The sequence below is a fragment of the uncultured Shewanella sp. genome (assembly GCF_947501665.1).
Lineage (GTDB): Bacteria > Pseudomonadota > Gammaproteobacteria > Enterobacterales > Shewanellaceae > Shewanella.
In genome coordinates, this window is the sequence record NZ_CANMWS010000011.1 from 22430 (window position 1) to 38515 (window position 16086).

At 37.5% G+C, this 16086-nt stretch carries 17 protein-coding genes; 3 read left to right on the forward strand and 14 right to left on the reverse strand.

Going from position 1 to position 16086, the window contains the following annotated elements; all coding sequences use genetic code 11:
- Positions 1-126 precede the first annotated feature (126 nt).
- Entirely contained in the window at positions 127-864 is a 738-nt protein-coding gene (locus Q0976_RS09920) for a hypothetical protein (protein WP_299493508.1), read from the forward strand.
- Positions 865-1037: 173 nt separating this feature from the next.
- On the opposite strand, the gene Q0976_RS09925 is transcribed toward Q0976_RS09920, so the two are convergent.
- Positions 1038-1730 (reverse strand): outer membrane beta-barrel protein, encoded by a 693-nt coding sequence (locus Q0976_RS09925; protein ID WP_299493510.1) that lies wholly within the window; start codon positions 1728-1730, stop codon positions 1038-1040.
- Positions 1731-1883: 153 nt separating this feature from the next.
- On the opposite strand from Q0976_RS09925, the gene Q0976_RS09930 reads away from it, so the two are divergent.
- Positions 1884-2855 (forward strand): IS1595 family transposase, encoded by a 972-nt coding sequence (locus tag Q0976_RS09930; RefSeq protein ID WP_299493512.1) that lies wholly within the window; start codon positions 1884-1886, stop codon positions 2853-2855.
- Between the two features lie 383 nt (positions 2856-3238).
- On the opposite strand, the gene Q0976_RS09935 is transcribed toward Q0976_RS09930, so the two are convergent.
- The 12 genes from Q0976_RS09935 to Q0976_RS09990 form a co-directional block, all read right to left on the reverse strand.
- On the reverse strand, positions 3239-3721 hold the full coding sequence (locus Q0976_RS09935) for an Sbal_3080 family lipoprotein (RefSeq protein WP_299493514.1): 483 nt from the start codon (positions 3719-3721) through the stop codon (positions 3239-3241).
- 522 nt (positions 3722-4243) lie between these two features.
- Entirely contained in the window at positions 4244-4606 is a 363-nt protein-coding gene (locus Q0976_RS09940) for a type II secretion system protein GspG (protein ID WP_299493516.1), read from the reverse strand.
- Positions 4587-4811, reverse strand: coding sequence for a hypothetical protein (locus Q0976_RS09945; protein ID WP_299493518.1), 225 nt, complete (start codon positions 4809-4811; stop codon positions 4587-4589). Before Q0976_RS09945 ends, Q0976_RS09940 begins: the two co-directional genes overlap by 20 nt.
- Before the next feature lie 399 nt (positions 4812-5210).
- A complete protein-coding gene (locus tag Q0976_RS09950; protein WP_299493520.1) occupies positions 5211-5657 on the reverse strand; it encodes a hypothetical protein in 447 nt (148 codons plus the stop codon).
- A gap of 201 nt (positions 5658-5858) precedes the next feature.
- Entirely contained in the window at positions 5859-6212 is a 354-nt protein-coding gene (locus Q0976_RS09955) for a DUF1428 domain-containing protein (RefSeq protein WP_299493522.1), read from the reverse strand.
- Positions 6213-6962: 750 nt separating this feature from the next.
- A complete protein-coding gene (locus Q0976_RS09960; protein ID WP_299493524.1) occupies positions 6963-7610 on the reverse strand; it encodes an MAE_28990/MAE_18760 family HEPN-like nuclease in 648 nt (215 codons plus the stop codon).
- Positions 7600-8652 carry a DUF262 domain-containing protein gene (locus Q0976_RS09965; protein WP_299493526.1) on the reverse strand — a complete coding sequence of 351 codons (1053 nt, stop codon included), beginning with the start codon at positions 8650-8652 and terminating at the stop codon, positions 7600-7602. Before Q0976_RS09965 ends, Q0976_RS09960 begins: the two co-directional genes overlap by 11 nt.
- Positions 8653-8849: 197 nt before the next feature.
- Positions 8850-10019, reverse strand: coding sequence for a DUF4062 domain-containing protein (locus Q0976_RS09970; RefSeq protein WP_299493527.1), 1170 nt, complete (start codon positions 10017-10019; stop codon positions 8850-8852).
- A 1035-nt stretch (positions 10020-11054) separates the two neighbouring features.
- Positions 11055-11441: a ribonuclease E inhibitor RraB gene (locus Q0976_RS09975; protein WP_299493528.1), complete on the reverse strand. Its 387-nt coding sequence runs from the start codon at positions 11439-11441 to the stop codon at positions 11055-11057.
- A 68-nt stretch (positions 11442-11509) separates the two neighbouring features.
- Positions 11510-11740, reverse strand: coding sequence for an RNA-binding S4 domain-containing protein (locus Q0976_RS09980; protein WP_299493530.1), 231 nt, complete (start codon positions 11738-11740; stop codon positions 11510-11512).
- Between the two features lie 197 nt (positions 11741-11937).
- On the reverse strand, positions 11938-12216 hold the full coding sequence (locus tag Q0976_RS09985; RefSeq protein ID WP_299493532.1) for a peptidylprolyl isomerase: 279 nt from the start codon (positions 12214-12216) through the stop codon (positions 11938-11940).
- 150 nt (positions 12217-12366) lie between these two features.
- The gene (locus tag Q0976_RS09990) at positions 12367-14196 is read right to left on the reverse strand and encodes a DUF885 family protein (protein ID WP_299493533.1); all 1830 of its coding nucleotides are present in this window, start codon (positions 14194-14196) and stop codon (positions 12367-12369) included.
- A gap of 72 nt (positions 14197-14268) precedes the next feature.
- On the opposite strand from Q0976_RS09990, the gene Q0976_RS09995 reads away from it, so the two are divergent.
- A complete protein-coding gene (locus Q0976_RS09995; protein ID WP_299493535.1) occupies positions 14269-14772 on the forward strand; it encodes a diguanylate cyclase in 504 nt (167 codons plus the stop codon).
- Positions 14773-14836: 64 nt separating this feature from the next.
- Here the strand turns inward: Q0976_RS09995 and Q0976_RS10000 are convergent, their stop codons facing one another.
- Positions 14837-16084, reverse strand: a complete 1248-nt coding sequence (locus tag Q0976_RS10000) for a hypothetical protein (RefSeq protein WP_299493538.1) — start codon at positions 16082-16084, stop codon at positions 14837-14839.
- Positions 16085-16086 lie beyond the last annotated feature (2 nt).

Sequence of the window (16086 nt, forward strand, 5' to 3'; positions counted from 1 at the left end):
CCCAAACGGCATAATAAAAATACTATTTAGCACGTAACTATCTAAAAGTCGTATACTTTCACTATTGAATTTAAAGCTTTCATTATTGATAATGCGCGCCCCTAAATAAACAATCACCTATAATCCATGCCACAAGTAATTGAACTTATCGACAATCTCATCTCACAAATTGAGCATTTTCAACGCACCAGCGCCACCGAAACTGACTCAACAACCCAGTCTGACAATCAACATACCGCACTTGATATTCAGCGACGCATTAATGAATGCCAAGGCACTATCGCGTTAACTCACTATGATCTTGCCAGCACTGACATAAACGAAGACAGCCTATCCTTGGATGACTCGCCCAACATCAGCAAAAAACTGAATAAAATTGACAAACTCTATCAAAAAGCAACGATTGATTATAATATCAATATACAAGAAACATGCTTAATCACTAGCCAGCAAGACATGTTGACCAAAATGGACTTAGTGGATCATGATGGCGGTAAGACAAGCAAAACCAAATGGGTAATACGAGATGGCAATTTATATGTCGCCAGCCATGCCCCTTGGCGACAGCCTACCACTCCATCTAGTGATGATAAGAAAAAAATTCATCATCCTGAATTTAGCATCAACACCTTCGACACCTTAAAAAATGATATGGCACAAAAAGGTGTGTTTTGTGGTGGAGAGCTCAAAGTGAATGAAAACGGTAAAGTCATCTCGTTTAACATCGACTGCAGTTACACCAAAGAAAATGGAAACAGCGACACATATAAACAGCAAGCCAAAGAAAATGGTTACGCCAGTTTATTACACTTGAATCGATTAGGTTTGCTCCCTGATAACTTAGATGCGTTAGCGATTGGGTAAAACCATAATAAACTGAACATTATTATGCGACCAAGGCCTATCATAGCCTTGGGTAATGTCCTGTATTGAGCGAATAATAAAACATAATGCAATAGTGTATAAAAGCCCACTAAATGATGAACAACAGTAAGTCATTTCACTAAGAGTACAGGGTATCACTTGTCTTGTTTTCTTTAAAATAAATATGAAACCGCTAAATTAAACAAATTATTATTATAATAAGCCTTACCTGTCGTTGCAGTACTTCCACTTGTTTTAAGTACTGTTAAACGAGTCATTGAAGCTAAACGGCGATACTCCATTGATAACCGTATACTAGGCATAATCTGATAACCCAAGCCAAAGATCATTTGATAAGAAACAACTGTACTCGTATGGCTTTCAGGCTGTATATAAGGTGTATCAATCCCAGCAAAGCCATTGTAGTCCGTGGTAGCAGTCAAACCACCTAGACCTGCTCCAATATAAGAAAACAGATTATTATTGATTGGAATATCATAAAAACCATTCACACCGTACCATATTGCATTTTGCGATCCCTCCCAACTCTCATTATGGATATTATTGATATTATTATTAAGATAACTGATTTGAAACTCAGGTCTAAAGATATCCATTTTTTTACCTACACTTAAACCGACATTCCACCCCCAAGTTTGAAAACCAGTAGTTTCACCTCCCCCATCATGAAACAGAGAACTGGTGTAACCGACACTCTCATCTTGTATATATGCCCAGCCCCCCGATGCCGTTACATACCAATTTTCAGAACTTAATTGCATTGAGTTATTAGCGTAAGTTGCAGTACTTGCTACAACAATGGTTAATAAACTACCGAGTATGAAATATTTACCTATTATTGACACTGTATTCCCTTATAAAAATAATTAGCTAAAATTCAATTTTACATAACAATAGAACCTACTTTTAAAAAAAGCAAAATATTAAAAAATGGCGCTGTTGTATCAAAATGTTGTCTATACTTATTAGGTGAAGCTAATCGATTGAAGGTAATAGCAATGAAAACAAAATTATTTGTGAGTAAACTTAACCAAATAACAAAATCACTTATCTCTATGACCCCAGGCCAAAGAGAAGTCGTTCATCAGTCAATTCAAGCATTAGACACTGATATTGCTATCGATGAGCTCATTCAACCCCTTTTTGATGTATCAGCACAATGCCCACATTGTCACTCTGCTAAGTTCAAGAAGTGGGGAAAAGCAAGGATGATACAAAGATATCGTTGTAACGAATGTCATAAGACCTTTAATAATAAAACAAATACTCCACTTGCGAAACTTCATAAAAGTCATCTATGGGAGAAATACGCTCACTGTATGGAGCTGAAGTTAACATTAAGAGAGGCTGCTAAAATATGTGGTATTAACCTTAAAACGGCATTTTTGTGGCGACATCGATTTCTCAGTGCGCAAGCTGGCAGAAATGATGACAAGCTATCTGGGATTATTGAAGCAGATGAGTTCTTTCTCGCTTATTCAGAAAAAGGCTCTAGAACCATTAGTCTGCCACGTGTAAGTAGAAAGCAAGGAGGTGATGTCGATAAAAGAACGAAAGAAGGACAAGTGGCAATATTGCTCTCAATAGACCGAAGCAAACATATGATAGCCCCTGTACTATCAGCGGATACTGCATCAGAAATAGCGACAAATTTATCCAAGAATATTGAGGTTAATTCAGTGCTTTGTAGTGATGGTTCATGGGCATATACAGGTATTGCCAAAGAAAGACAATGTGATCATAAGCGGCTAATAAATAATAAACAAAGAGTCATAGATGGCATCTACCATATTCAAACCGTCAATGGTGAGATAGCGAACTTCAAGGCTTGGGTAAATGGAAAAATGAAAGGCATCGCGACTAAGTATTTGCCCAATTATCTCGGTTGGTTTAAAGAAAGCAGTCAAAAGCGAGATAGTCGACAAATATTACAATTGGCTTATGGTAGACAACAGCATTCTGGTACATAGCCATAAAAATACACTAAGTACTTAGCTTAAAAGTTATTACGTATTTTGATGGATAATCCCCCATAATATTTCAACACTATCTTTCTGTTATCAATAATGACTGATATACTTTTATTGATATAAACCTTACTGTAAGAAATAGTTTGGGTTAATATATATTTCACTGTTTCTTTTGTTTATTCATTATTAAACCAATCGCCTAATAATAGCCAGCCATTATTAATCAGTAACATACTGAGGCCCCTTATTCAAAGTATTAGGAGTGCCATTAATTAAGGATGTCATTGTCTACTGTTATGCGCCAAACTGATGTAGAATGATATCGCTTAATTAAGCGATATCATATCTCTTAGTTATGCGTTATTTTTTAACCTTATTCTGACTTAATATTTTTCAGATGAGTTAGCAATCTTTGTGGCATCTTCAGCGCTTATTTTGCCAAACAGTGCGGCCATCATGAGACGAATGCGTTTCTCGGCATCCCCAAACTTACTGGGGTTCATGGTATAGGGAACATGAAAGTCCACTTCACCGACTTTTTGACCTTGCTGATAGGCTTTAATTTCAGCGTCCTGTAAATACAGCGCAAGATCCCATCTCCAAAGGCCTTCATATTCAAGGGTCAATTGACTCAAGTCATGTTTTGACCCACTATTAACCACCTTATACACATAGTGATGCTCACTCAGCCAGTCTTCCATGGTTTGCAAAAAACCTTCTCGAGTCTTATCGTCTTTAACAATCACCACTTCCGCTTTATTGGTCATGACCTCAATGGGCTTGACCATATAACCCGGAGAGCCACAGCCAGATAACCCCACTAACAACATAAGAGCAAATAAAAACCGGTTACATCTTTTCATCATCAATCTTCCTGATTATTCCTGCCGACACCTGTCGTTTGACACCGTCTCAATTATTATGAGGACGAATGTTAAAACAATATAAATCAATTGCATACTTTTACGTTACATTCTTTTCAACCACAGGTTATATCAGTAAACAGGCATAAATCACCTTGTGGCCAACTCATCATGAGTAATGTAATTATTGCTTCTAGGTTAAACAAGGGAAAGGGAAAGGGAAAGGGAAAGGGAAAGGGAAAGGGAAAGGGAAAGGGAAAGGAGAAGTGCATCACTTGTTAAGCCTGTCCTATCTTTTTTCTTTAAAGAATGCTATTCACCATCACACCAAACCAATTCAGACATCCAAAACATCCAAAACATCCAAAATTAATTTTCAACACTATAATCCAAAGCTTCAAGATACAAGTGGTCAACTAATTCTGGCCACTTCACAGCCAACATCGAAACAAACTAAAACGGGCTGAATATATGGGAGTGTCCATATGTGTCTTGATTGTTTCCTATTGATATTATTGTTTCATATTAAAGATCGGATGCAAAGGCACCTTCAACAACCAGCCCGATATTCTCTATTACCAAAGGAAGAATATCATCTGAGGTATTAATAAGACCATCACGCCCATAAGCTCTAATATGATATTGATTTTCACTAATTAAATGATAATAAAGATATTGTGGTTCCTGCATCAATCCCTGCGAGGCATCATACAAAAATACCATGGCATTTTCAGGAAGAGATGCTTCTAATATTTGAAGTGTTTCTGGGTAATGACCATTTTGTACTTTATAAAACTCAATGGCTTGAATAACACTGGTTAAATGTATTTTTGTTTGTTTAACGACCAGATCATCATAGATCTCACCTTCAGAGAAATGACCCTTCATTAACAACAGCAAAGTAACCTATAGATCCATATAAGATTAAAGTAAAACCAATGCCAGCAATACCGACAGCCATTAACTTAGTATGCTTTATTAATACTCCCCAGATAATTGCTATTAGACCAAATAAAATGCCAAAGAAAGGGATAAATGACATTCCACCGATAATATAACCCAGACAACCAACGAACTTTTTTTCATATTCCATTATTAACAACTTCCTTATTGTTCACTGAAATTTTCCATGTTAAAAGCAAACATTAAAATACCACTCGCTCACGATAATGCAAACAAAATGTTAATTTAAAATATCAAGACGAATGTTCATAGCATGTACCTAAGGATATCTTTTTATTATTAATCAAAAACGAGAAAAGCAATGTACTTTTGTTGAGTTATAACAGGCTGACCACGCTCAATGAGAAGGATTGATGTGCTGGTAAATGAACAACCACGTTTAACCTGATCTTGTTCAAATTAAAAGTGCATCACTTTTAAGCCCGTCCTATCTTTGGTTGGCCACTACAGTTTAATTTCTCGATGTAAAAAATATCAGACATAACGCAACGGGAGTATTCAAATATGTCTTAGTTATTTTTACTGCTTATTAAGTATTTTTTACACTTAACCTTTCCCAACTCTGATAAGTACCAATTGAATATAGAATACCTATAGTTAAACAAATACCAGAACTTACAAACCAAAAAGTTAAACTATTTTCTGGAAACATAGGCATAATTGCAAAAAATGCGACACCTCGGACTAAATAAATTAGCGATATAACAATTAAACCAAATTTCAAAAAAGGAAGCCTAAAAAGGACCTTCGCACCAGAAAGAGCATACAAAGACCAGAGAGATAAAACCAACACAATAATTAATGTAACTACACTTGGATACCAATGCCCATCTTCAGCCATTTTAGCCATTTGCTCACCAGCACCAAAAAAACGATACCAGTCACCACCGAAAATAATACAACCTAAATGAGCTAAAGCCGCAATTGCACTCCCCATTGAGCCGATGATTAAAAGTTTATTCTTGCCTGAATCCATGAAGCTTCCTTAAATGCCTAACTTTTGTATAGTGTTCCTGCTCATTTATCACACAGACCGCTATTCGAATGATGAATAAAAACTGCCCCAACAGGCACTTGCACCCAGCAAAATCTATCAGACTTCCTTGACACACTAACGCCCAAAAACAACAGTGATACAAGTGACGCTGGAAATGCTATCGCTTGTATACCCGTAAAACTACTCTTCTAAAAGAATAGTAAAACCACCATAGATTAAACGCTTACCATCAAAAGGCATGGGATTGTTATCAGGGTGCATCCTTGGATCGTCCATCATTGCTTTCCAGCCAAGATCACGCACCGCTTTAGAAGGCCATGTGACCCAAGAAAACACAATTGATTCATTAGCTTCTCGTTTTACGGACAGTGGGAATGACGTGATTTCACCTTCGGGAACATCATCTTCCCACGTTTCGACTATTGTTAATGCACCATTTTCTTTAAATACCATGGCTGACATTTTTGCGTGTTCAATGTACTTCTCTTTATTTAGGGTAGGTACAGCGGCGACAAATCCATCGACATAATGCATTTCAATCTCCTTAATGAGCGATAAATATAAACAGTCCCCTTCAACATAAACTCATCCATAAAGCCTAGTCGAAGGACATCAAATCTACTATTAATGATTACTGGCTATGCATGTAGCCCGTCCGCTTATACAGCAAAATGTCATTAATTAGTCAAATAACTAGGGTGTCTTGATTATTCTAGTTATGCATATTTACGATATCTCAGGCCAACACTCAATTTTTGTGAAAACAATCCTATTAATTTTACCAACCCTATTGGTAAACCACGATTCTTTTACTAGAGTACCTCTGGCGATATCTCTCCAGATTTTAAAACCACGATGCCTGAAATTGTGATCATTTCTCTCGTACTCTCCCGAAAAAGTATCGATCAAATCCCAGCGGTTCGATTCATGGAACCTTTTTTGAAGATCGTATCCCTTTTCAATATTATTTAATCTAGTATTTCGATCTGTACTGAATTCAATTTTATGCATAGAACCTTAAACTAAGGCATTTAATCTTTCTATACTGTCCATGTTCGATTACCGCAGCTCTTACTTAACAAGCGGGCCAGTACTCTTTCTCAAAATAGACGTATGGCTAATACACTGTATTAGCAATTAATAACTGATTAATTTACTCAATTATCACTCAATACACCAGCCTTAACTCATACTAAGATCAGCATGCGTCTCAATCAATTTAACAATGGGTGGCTTGGTTGCTCCATGAAAATGCAAGACCTGACCCCCCATGTATTTTATAAATTAACCACATAACTTTAGACACCTTGGCTCTTGATTTTTTAAACGGAAATTTTCATTTGATACAAAGTTGTCTATTTCTGTTAATAACAGGTCTGTCGCCTGAGTTATAGACACAATATATTTCTCAATATTCTCCGAATCAGGAAGGATAGAATTTTCTCCATGTGCAATCCGGTTGCGAAACATAACAATTCTGTCTATATCTCCGATTACACCTTTAAAAGACTCAAAATTAAAACCAAACACGGTACATAGCTCTTTAAGTACATTACTGTTTAAATTTGACTTTGTATCTATGTCTTTTTTAAAACTAATTTTTTTCTGAAATATCTCTATGAAACTGTCTGTAAAAACTACCTTTTGATCGAATGATTGTTTACCACTTAATGAATTATATTTAGTTCCTAAACCAAGAACTATTAAATTTGTAGGCACTTCACTTGGGTTCAGTTTCAAGCTATTTAGGTAATCAATTAATAGTTTAAGAGAGCTAACAACATAGCCTTCCCAATGCGCATAAATCATAGGCAAACACATTCTATTCCACAAAGAACCATCCACTTTCTGAGGGTTCACTTTAAAAGTCGCTAATTCTCCATCACGCCAGTTATTCTCTGCTTGAATTTCATCAATTAAATTATGCGTCACCTTTAAAAATCTCCAAGGCCCTATCCATACGCTTTCTAATTCTACCTGTTGAAAAAGTACTAGTACCTATACTGTTATAAACAGTATCATTTAGCAGAAGTCCAATTTTTTCGTCAATCGCATCTTCATTACCAATAACAGATCCAAATGTTTTAGGTAAAGCGTAAGCTAATGAGTCAAAGATATGCAAAGCAAAATTACCTTTGGGTCTAAACACCGATTTTCCGTGTCTAGAAGCAATGTACTCAATAAATTGATTTAAGCTATTTTCTTCAAAATTTAAATCGAATGGTGTAGAAGCATTGGACACAGACTTCATGAATTCACTTAAAAATTGTGGAACTGTCGTTTTAAAATCACCTTCGAGGTTTTTAAATGCAAAAAACCTTAAAGCTAACTCTTCTAGGAACATTTGCTCTAGCTTTGAATCACTAGGGCTAATAATTTCAATAAATTCAGGCTTTTTAGCTACTTTTTTCAATATGCTATTTAAATCAACTTTGTAGCCTCTAAAAATACAATTTCTTATTTCTTGCTCAGAAAGTGGACTTGCACCTGTATTAAGACGATTAAATAATTCATATCTTATGTCTTCTTGGCTATCCCATTTTACAATTTCTACTCTACACACTGAGCGTTTAATAGTTGTTTTAAGTTTTAATGGGAGTGTGCTGATAGTTGTATTTTCAAGCTCATTAACTAATTCACCTTGTGTGAGTATTGAATTGTTTTTCTCAGGCAAGGACTCCAACAAGCCAAAGAATGCAAATATTGATGAAATACGTTGAAGACCATCAACAACCTCCCATCTCCCATCATCATCTTCAGCTACAAATACAGGGGGAATTGGTATCCCAAGTAAAACGGATTCAATAAACCTTGTTTGTTGAAAAATAGACCACCTAAATACGCGTTGATACTCAGGTGAAATAAACAAATCACCATCTTCAAACATATTCATCAACTCACCAAATGACATATCTAAACGATCTGTTTTTAAGGAGTTTCTTTTAAGAGCTATAGCTTCTTCTAACTTTGGCATTTTATGCCCCTAATTTATGTATTATAAGATATTCGAATATTACCGCTTAGAGTAATCTAAAGTGAAGAGAATTATTTCCTAACTTTTGTATAATCTACATAATCAACTACCACGTCAAAACAGTACTGTGACTAAAAATTAAAACATAGCTAATATACTGTATAGTATATAATTTTTTAAAAACAGCCAACTTACTTTTAGAAATACAACCTAGCAATTTTTTCTAATTCTTGATTAAAACTTTCAACATCAGGGGACTCTAAAGTAAAAGTAAAGTCTAAAGTTACATGCTCATCATTATGTGCAAGATTCTCTAGTGTTTCAGGAATTTCGATATGAACACGATTCACAAACTGCTCAATTTTGACGAGAGAATCATCTGAAAAACCTGATAATACTTTCAGTATTGGCTCAAAGTCTTCATTGACCTCTAGAGTAGTAAATGAAAGTTTCCAGTTGATAATTTGCTCGTAAACTTCAAGTAACCTCTGGCACACATGCTGTATTTTACGATAATCACCTTGTTTGCCAGGCTCACCAAACGACTTCAACACAGCATCTTTGACTAAAATTGTTGTGATTCTGATTAGTTTAAGCATCTCTTTATTGTGCGACGTAATCCAATCTAACACGTCTTGAGGTTCTTCAATAACAACTACATCGTTAAAGGAAATTCCGTATTCTAGGTCGAATTTTTTGTGTTCCAAACGATCTAGATATGTTTTGCATAGCAAAGCAAAAAGTAAATGTTCCCAGCCATCTGGTTTTTCAATCACTAACCTTGTTGCGTGAGGTGGGAAGAGATCCGAAGGTAGGTTTACTTCATTAACCTTCAGTTTTTTCCGAGCCTCTAAAGAGTCCATGAAAAGATAAGGTATTTGCTGAAGTAAAGCTGACTTGATATCAGAGGCAGTATCAAACTTGTACACCCAGTTTGATTTAAAATGTGAAACATTTTCAACAAACTCGAATACTTTTTGGTTTTCTACATGGCTTGAAAAATCAGCATCTGGGTTATTCTTCCAAATGGGGAGGATATCCAAAATACCCGTGTTTACAAATACATAAATTGGTATACCTTTTCTTTTAGCTTCCAAGTATTCAAGGTTTGTTATTGACTTCCCACCGTCAGTTTGAAAACCGTAACGGCTACCAATGATCAATACAAATATATCGGCTTTTTCTCGAACATTTCGGAGACAATTAGAAATAGTATCCGTATCGGGAAAAACTGGAAATGAGTCATATTCAGACAATACTGGCTCAAGACCAAATGTTTGGATTAGATCCCTGATGTCAGATCGAACTTGACCTAAGTCAAAACACGTTGAACTAACGAAAACTGTTGGTTTATAGCCAACTGGCATATTTAACCCTCATACTTTTTTATTGTGTACGCCCTAACCTTTGTATATTGCACATGTTCGCTCATCATGCCCTCGATTTAACCAACATGACAACACTCTTACCTACTCTCTGTTAGTCAAAACACATCACTAATACATTGTATTTAAATCTATTAAGCTGAGATAGTCATAAAACTATAAGCTGCTTGCTCTCATATTGACTAGGAAAATACCACCAAAGTATTAACTTTGTAAACTAAATGTTTGTTTTTGATAATGATAGAAGTGCACACTATTGATTCAGATCACAACTTTATGGATACCTCCTATTAATACACACTCAAATCAAAGTAACACCCTGCTTTTGATGTTCAACTCAGTGTAAACACGGTTGTGGCCGTCCGTGACATGGATGTCACGGCCGAAGCTATAGGGATATACTTGCGCTGTGTTACAAGTGTGTTTGCACAAAAGCCTGCTGCAAGCGATTAGCATCAATAAGATCAGAATTAATGGAAAACCAGTCCAACACCAAATAGCCTAAATGAATACATCAAAAATGTGATCAACTTTCATTTGAAAGCTTACCTATGTAAGTAAGCACTCACTACAATCCATTAAGCGAAGCTTCATCTCTTCGAGCCAGCATAAAACAATAAACAAAAATTTAGAATGTAGGTAGCTATAATTAAGCCCCTTCTTTTGATTTTGTCTTTGCTTTCATCTTTGCTTTTAAACCCCAGTGTAGATGCAACTGTGACCGTTGATGGCAGGGATGCCATCGTCGAACTTACATGGAGTGTACTTGCAGTGTGTCACAGAGGTATCTGCACAAAAGCCTGCGGCAAGCAATTAGCATCATCAAGGGAACAAGTAAACAGGAAAGAACATTTAAGTATAAAACTTAATCAAAAGGGGGATACCTTCACTAGAAGGTTAAACTTAGGTGCTGAAATAAAAGTCACTAGGCAATAACACTGAGTGCCGCATTAAAAGCGACACTCAACATGAGCTCAAATGCTCTAGCTCAAACTCTATTGAGCGGCTTAAAACCGATCAATGATTACAATCTGGGCCATGTTCGTGATCGTCATCCATAAACTCATCATCGCCTTCTTGATGCTGCATCACGCCCCAACCATCACTCATGCCGCCAAACTCCCCCGCAAACTCATTGAGGCTAGATTCTTGCGATACAAGGGCTTCATATTCAGGCACCATGTTTAAGCATACAATGAGTTCCCACTTACCTGACTCATCGTTTAACAAGAGCTCTGCTTCACCTTCTAAATCTTTCGTTTGAATATCTTCAAGTGCCGATTCAGCATCCCTTTGATCGTCAAAAACTAAAAAGAAATCAATATCAAGTGCTTTTGATAAATCGATGCCAGCATCGGCCATTGCCGCTAACATTTTACCATTGTCATCATCAGGGTATTGCATATTTCACTCCACTTACATCTTCATCGACACGGCATTGATACCATATCAACACTCAATGACTTTGCCTATTAAGGCGCCACAACGGTGACCGACTCACCTTTAAACGTCACGGTCTCGCCCGCAATCACTTTTTTGCGTTTACGAGTATCCACCTCACCATTGACCATGACTAGGCCTTCGGCAATCACGTGTTTTGCCTCACCGCCCGCACTCATCCAACCTTGCACCTTTAATACTTTATAAAGCTCTATGTATTCTTCACCCGCTAACAAGGTTAGCTCTGCTATTTCGTTACTCACGCCAAATTCGCCTTTATCAAAATGTATCGCGGCGTATTATACCTCAACGCATTAAACCTGTCTGTTTCACTATTTCAACTTAAGTGATAAATTGACAGCAATAAAAAATGAGTAACAGCACAATACTATTACTCATTTCTCTATAGCCCTAAGCTTGTCAGCAACCTTAAGGTCAATCCAATATTGAAAAATGGCGATTAACCGCGGCTAGTCACTTCAAGCAAGTGATAACCAAACTGGGTCTTAACGGGACCTTGGACTTCATTTAATGGTGCACTAAATACAACTTCATCAAATTCTTTCACCATCATGCCTGGTCCAAATGATCCTAAGTCGCCGCCTTGAGACGATGAAGGGCAAGTAGAGTTCGCTTTAGCAACGTCGCCAAAATCAGCACCCTCTAGGATTTCTTGTTTTAACTCAGCACATTTTTCTTCAGTGCTCACTAAAAGGTGTCTTGCTGTGGCTTGTACCATAATGTTACTCCAAAATAAAAGTAAACCGATGCGCACTTAAGCACATCGATATAATGAACCCAGACAGTATAAAAACAAAAAGCAACTTTAAAAAGCCCTATCGCTGATTTGTTTAAAAATACTCAATCAAGGGCCAATGATTGTAAGCGTTTAATGACGGTGTTGTTTAAGCTGCTCAGCCGTCCAATTGTGAATTTTTAATGTCAGTACTTCCATAGGCAATGCGCCCGATGTCAGCACTTGATCATGAAAAGCCCGTAAATCAAACTGCTCCCCCAATTCTGCCTGCGCTTCTTTCCTTAATGCCAATATTTTCAACTGACCCACTTTATAAGAGAGTGCTTGCCCTGGAATGGCCATATAACGTTCAACTTCTGCGGTAATATCAGACTCCGCCATAGGCGAGTTATCTTTCATGTATTGAATGGCTTGCTCTCGGCTCCAGCCTTTTGCATGCAAACCAGTGTCGACAACTAAACGCATGGCTCTAAGCATTTCATCAGACAATTTACCAAAATATTGATAGGGATCCTTAAAGAGGCCCATCTCTATGCCTAAATACTCAGCATATAACGCCCACCCCTCTTCAAAAGCATTATACCCTCCAAAGCGCTGAAACTCAGGTACACCAGTGAGCTCTTGTTTAATGGCAATTTGAAAATGGTGGCCCGGCGCGGCTTCATGAAGTGATAACGTCGTAGTGCCCCATTTAGGCTGCGCTTTTAGATTATAAGTATTGATATAAAACACCCCAGGGCGAGAGCCATCCACCGCAGGCGCTTCATATGAGGCGCCAGCTGCCGATTGCTCTCTGAAACTTTCTACGGGTTTAACCACATAATCCGCTTTGGGCATGACATCAAAATAATCGGGTAACTTGGCATTAATCTTATCTTTCAGCTGCATATAAGCGTCAATAAGGGCTTCTTTATTGTCAAAGAAGTATTGTGGCTGTGATGAAAGCGATGTAAAAAATGCGGCTAAATCGCCTTTAAAGCCCACTTGTTCACGCACTTTATCCATTTCAGAACGGATCCTCGCCACCTCTTTAAGCCCCATTTGATGGATCTCATCAACAGGCAGAGTCGTCGTCGTATGCTCATTGGCTAATTGTTGATACCAAAGCTTACCATTAGGCAGCCCCCACCATCCATCACTGCCTCTTGCCGCAGGTAAATAACGCGTCTCTAAATAGGTTTTAAAATCTGACAGTGCTGGAACAAGTTGTTCCAGAATTAACGCACGATATTGTGTGGTGAGTTGTTGCTTTTCGCTATCGGTAAAATCAGTTGGAAAATGAGTGATAGGCTGATAAAAAACACTTTCAGTAACATCTTCAACTAATTGCGCTTGTAACTGTGGGATCATACGTTCCACCAACACACGTGGCAGCACAACTTGACTCTCGATGCCTTCATTCATTCGGCTTTTCGCATCACTGAGCCACTGAATAAAGGCTTTTATTCGAGCTTGCCAGTTTTCATAATCTTGTACTGTATTAAAAGGCTGAGCACTATCACCACTGCCTAATTGCACCATAGTGATAATGTCGCTGGAAAATTGATCCATGGGCATAAAGTAATGAGGAAATGCCTCATCTGCTAAAGCCATATTCCTGTCATACATGAACACATCGTAGCTTAACTGCAATTGAGTGGGCAGCGCTTGACGATCAATCTTTTTCAATTTAGCTAAATATTGAGTATTAAGCTCATGGCGTTGTTTTAAATACTCGTCGGTCAAATCGTTTGTAAACTGATCATTATAATCATGTACACCAACAAACGTGGCCTCAAGTGGATTGAGCTTTAAGTAATCTTTGAAATACTGATCCACTAGATTTAAATATTGCTGCTCTTGGCTCTCATTAAGAGTCGACTGTGCGTTGGCTTGATTTTCTGCTACTTTTGGCGTCTCGGGTGAGCAAGCACTCACACCTAATGTTAATCCCACCCAAATGGCTAAAACTGCTTTTTTCATTTTTATTTTACCTTATCAATAAACCGTCATTTTTTTCCTATACTAAAGGAAAGACCGTCAATGGAGCTGATCATGATGTATGCTGTTAATCAATCCGATATTCGCGATCCTGACACTGGGATATACAATTACACTTATTTTTTAGAATCCTTCCAGCATGAATGGAAACGCCATATTAGAGAGAATGAGAGCTTAATGTTATTGTATCTGTGCCCAAACATTCATGAAAACGTCACTCAACCTTACTTATTAAAATCGTTAATAAACCATGTTCAATCAAATCTCAGAAACAGTGATTTATTTGGCAGGCTTGATCCCCATCGCTTTGCTATTGCCATTTTTTCAGTGACACCAGCTGTCACTCAAGTGATCATTAACCGTATTGAAAAAACCATTTTAGATTTTAATCATCAATACAGCCAACAACATGCTAGCAATGTTGATTTTACGTTAGCCGCCTGTACCTGTAAGCCAAACAATACTCTTCACATCGAATTATTATTTGAAAAGCTAGAGCAGATCAGTAACGAAATAAACTACTCAAAAGACAAAGTGACAGTGATTTCTCATTTATAACGAACTGTATATAAGCAATAAAAAAGCCCCTAGCAGGGGCTTTTTAAACGCATAATGTTAGCCATTATAAGCTGACATTATGGATCCGTGCTTTCTCTTCAATATAAGACAAGTAACTAGTCGCACTGCGTTTTGTCTTTTTATCATTTGCCGCAAGTTTCGCGCGTTTATAAGCTTGCTTGTATTCCTTTAAACTTAAATACGCTAGTGCTAACTCAAATTGCGCTTCACCTGGATTTTTAATGCCAGCAGATAATGACTTCTTCAACGCTGTCACTGCGGGTTTATAATTTCCCTCAAGCGCTAACGTTCGACCTTGTTTTAAGTAAAGCTCACCATCATTATCAATAGCCGCTGCTTTACCATAATAACTGGCCGCCTCTTTTAGTGCTTTCGCGTTATGATAAAAACCTGCCAACGTACTTAAGTTTTTCTCATTGGTCTCAATTAAACCTGATTTTACAGCTTTTTCATACACTGTTGCTGCTTGATAAGGTGAGCCTTTTTGTGCAAGCAATTGAGATAAACGAGTCACATTGGCGCCGGTTTCTAAAAAGCCATTTTTATACGCTAAATCATAAGTGGCCAAAGACTTAGTGTAATCTTCAGTCATCAAATAAAATTGCGCTAATTGTACCCAAAGACGTTTATCGTCTTGGAACAAAGGCACCATCACTTCAAGTACTTTAACGGCATTCTTATATTGTTTCTTATTAAAGTAAGCCGTTAACTTCATTTGATAAAGCCCTTTATCAGGCTTCTCACTCAATGCAATGCCTTTATCGACAACTTCAAGTACTTTGTCCCAGTTTTTCTCTTCAGAATAAGCAATACCAATACGACGGTATACTTGCGCTTCTTCCTTACAAGTAAAGCTCATCCAATCATAATAGTAAGGGATCGCTTGTTTAAACTGTTTCTCTTGCAGCAACAAGTCAGCATATAAACGCATCGTTCCCGCATGATCGACACCCCCTAATACATTGGCATCAACAGCTTCTTTCAAGTACTTGAGAGCTTTCTTCATTTGCCCTTTTTCGGCATAGAAGTTACCTAACATTCGCGCGACATAGGCTTTATCAAAGGCTTTTCTAGGGTTGGCTTCAAGCAATATGCTCAATGCTTCATCTAAATTACCTTCACTGTAAGCAGCAAATGATTTTTGTACTTTTTTAGCGACACTTTGACCTACCGCTTTAGACTGGCGCGCATCGATTGGGCATTTCTCGGCCGCATAGGCACTGCCAACAAAAGCAGTACTACTGGCTAAAGAAAGAACAAGTGCGGCAGCGATTGAATTCATCTTACGCATCT

Bases quoted from the DNA above. Each gene is read 5' to 3' on its own strand.
- Q0976_RS09920 (WP_299493508.1), top strand. From the start codon at position 127: ATGCCACAAGTAATTGAACTTATCGACAATCTCATCTCACAAATTGAG.
- Q0976_RS09930 (WP_299493512.1), top strand. From the start codon at position 1,884: ATGAAAACAAAATTATTTGTGAGTAAACTTAACCAAATAACAAAATCA.
- Q0976_RS09935 (WP_299493514.1), bottom strand. From the start codon at position 3,721: ATGATGAAAAGATGTAACCGGTTTTTATTTGCTCTTATGTTGTTAGTG.
- Q0976_RS09940 (WP_299493516.1), bottom strand. From the start codon at position 4,606: ATGAAGGGTCATTTCTCTGAAGGTGAGATCTATGATGATCTGGTCGTT.
- Q0976_RS09945 (WP_299493518.1), bottom strand. From the start codon at position 4,811: ATGGAATATGAAAAAAAGTTCGTTGGTTGTCTGGGTTATATTATCGGT.
- Q0976_RS09950 (WP_299493520.1), bottom strand. From the start codon at position 5,657: ATGGATTCAGGCAAGAATAAACTTTTAATCATCGGCTCAATGGGGAGT.
- Q0976_RS09955 (WP_299493522.1), bottom strand. From the start codon at position 6,212: ATGCATTATGTCGATGGATTTGTCGCCGCTGTACCTACCCTAAATAAA.
- Q0976_RS09965 (WP_299493526.1), bottom strand. From the start codon at position 8,652: ATGCCAAAGTTAGAAGAAGCTATAGCTCTTAAAAGAAACTCCTTAAAA.
- Q0976_RS09970 (WP_299493527.1), bottom strand. From the start codon at position 10,019: ATGCCAGTTGGCTATAAACCAACAGTTTTCGTTAGTTCAACGTGTTTT.
- Q0976_RS09975 (WP_299493528.1), bottom strand. From the start codon at position 11,441: ATGCAATACCCTGATGATGACAATGGTAAAATGTTAGCGGCAATGGCC.
- Q0976_RS09985 (WP_299493532.1), bottom strand. From the start codon at position 12,216: ATGGTACAAGCCACAGCAAGACACCTTTTAGTGAGCACTGAAGAAAAA.
- Q0976_RS09990 (WP_299493533.1), bottom strand. From the start codon at position 14,196: ATGAAAAAAGCAGTTTTAGCCATTTGGGTGGGATTAACATTAGGTGTG.
- Q0976_RS09995 (WP_299493535.1), top strand. From the start codon at position 14,269: ATGATGTATGCTGTTAATCAATCCGATATTCGCGATCCTGACACTGGG.
- Q0976_RS10000 (WP_299493538.1), bottom strand. From the start codon at position 16,084: ATGCGTAAGATGAATTCAATCGCTGCCGCACTTGTTCTTTCTTTAGCC.